The organism is Pelorhabdus rhamnosifermentans (assembly GCF_018835585.1).
Classification (GTDB): domain Bacteria; phylum Bacillota; class Negativicutes; order UMGS1260; family UMGS1260; genus Pelorhabdus; species Pelorhabdus rhamnosifermentans.
In genome coordinates this window covers 1-317 of record NZ_JAHGVE010000121.1, presented here as the reverse complement: position 1 = coordinate 317, position 317 = coordinate 1, and the positions used below count along the sequence as shown (strand labels likewise).

1 protein-coding gene is annotated in these 317 nt (G+C 48.6%); it reads right to left on the bottom strand.

Going from position 1 to position 317, the window contains the following annotated elements; translation table 11 throughout:
* Positions 1-317, bottom strand: a 317-nt coding sequence (locus Ga0466249_RS26035; protein WP_215832395.1) for an ATP-binding cassette domain-containing protein, incomplete at both ends; no start/stop codon positions are given.

The window sequence follows — 317 nt, the reverse complement described above, 5'->3', positions numbered from 1 at the left end:
TCTTTTACCAAGAGCGGCGCAAGTCCCATGGAGGGTTCATCAAGTAATAACAATCTAGGACGACTCATCAGCGCCCGACCCATGGCAAGCATTTGTTGTTCGCCGCCTGATAAGGTTCCGGCTATTTGACTTTTCCGTTCAGCCAGCCGCGGAAACCGTTTAAAAACGTTTCCCATATCGTCGGCAATGCCCTTTTTATCCTTCCGAATATAGGCACCCAATTCCAGATTTTCCAGCACTGTCATATTGGCAAAAATCCGCCGTCCTTCAGGGACCTGCGAGATGCCTTGTTTTACGATGTTTTGAGCACCATAACC